Consider the following 1,557-nt stretch of genomic DNA (forward strand, 5'->3'; position numbering starts at 1 on the left):
ATTGATAACTACTAATCTGGCTTTTGTTTTGCACCCTTATAGATAATTAATTTGTAAGGAGATAGAAATGAGTAACACAGTTAAAACGATTAATCCGGCAACTGAGCAAACCATTAATACCTACACACTACTTTCTCAAAAGGAAGCTGAGCAGGTAATCGAAAAATCTCACGAAACATATTTAAAATGGCGCTTAACGTCGTTCACTGAACGTGCGAGATATCTTAATAAGTTAGCCTCACTTTTCGAAGAGCAAAAAGAAGCTATTGCAAAACTTATGACTGAAGAAATGGGCAAAGTTTACGAGCAAGGCTTTCAAGAGGTTGAGCTGTGTGCAGCTATTTGTCGTTACACCGCCGAAAACGGCCCACAAGTACTTGCCGACGAAGAACGTGATATGGAAGGTGGCCGCGCAATTATTAGCTACCAACCAACGGGCGTATTATTGGGTATTCAACCGTGGAACTTCCCGCTTTATCAGGTAATTCGCTACAGTGCTGCCAACATCATGGCGGGTAACACAACAGTATTAAAACATGCTGGTAACGTATTTGGCATGGCTGAAAAAATCGACACCTTATTTAAACAAGCAGGCTTCCCTGAACATTGCTTTAGCAACTTACTTATCGATGGTAAAACAGCAAGTTCATTAATCGCACACAAAGCAATTAGCGGCGTAACCTTTACAGGTAGTGATGCTACAGGTAAAAAAGTAGCTGAAGAAGCTGGCAAGCATGCTAAAAAGACGGTACTTGAGCTTGGTAGTAACGATGCCTACTTAGTACTTGATGACGCAGACTTAGAGTTAGCAGTTAAAACCTGTGTAACAGGCCGTATGATTAACAACGGCGAAACCTGTGTTTCAGCTAAACGTTATGTAGTGGTTGAGTCTCTTTATGATGACTTTAAAGCGCAAATAAAAGAGCAATTTGAAGCCATGAAAATGGGCGACCCAATGGCAGATGATACAGACTTAGGTCCAATGGCACGTGAAGACTTGCGTGACGGCATTCATGACCAAGTTATGCAATCGGTTAAAGCCGGTGCAAACATAGTAACGGGTGGCGAAATTCCATCGCAAACAGGTTACTACTACCCTCCAACGCTATTAGATAACTTATCGCCTGGCATGCCAGCTTACGATGATGAGTTATTTGGCCCAGTAGCTTCGCTAATAAAAGCGAAAGACAACGACGATGCAATGCGCATCGCCAACGACTCTCGCTACGGTTTAGGCGGTGGTATTTTCTCTAAAGATGAGAAAAAAGCTATTGAGCTTGCTAAAAAGCACTTTGACACCGGCATGATCAACATTAACGGTTACGGTTTAGCACAGCCTAACTTACCGTTTGGTGGTGTTAAAGGCAGTGGCTATGGCCGAGAGCACGGCGGCTTTGGTATGCGCGAATTTGTTAATGTTAAAAGCATTATGATCGCCAGCTAATTTAGCTGCATAAATGAAATAAGTGTTTTAAATAGATATTTTTAATACGTGTTTATAATACAAAAATTATTAAGCCTAAAAGCGGGTAACCACTTTTAGGCTTTTTTATGAAT

At 41.3% G+C, this 1,557-nt stretch carries 1 protein-coding gene; it reads left to right on the forward strand.

The window, feature by feature from the left end; translation table 11 throughout:
• The first annotated feature begins 67 nt into the window (after window positions 1–67).
• Window positions 68–1,444, forward strand: coding sequence for an NAD-dependent succinate-semialdehyde dehydrogenase (locus GQR46_RS19480; protein ID WP_165742193.1), 1,377 nt, complete (start codon window positions 68–70; stop codon window positions 1,442–1,444).
• The last annotated feature ends 113 nt before the right edge of the window (window positions 1,445–1,557 follow it).

Origin of the sequence: Pseudoalteromonas sp. Z1A6 (assembly GCF_011378745.1) — a bacterium.
Classification (GTDB): domain Bacteria; phylum Pseudomonadota; class Gammaproteobacteria; order Enterobacterales; family Alteromonadaceae; genus Pseudoalteromonas; species Pseudoalteromonas arctica.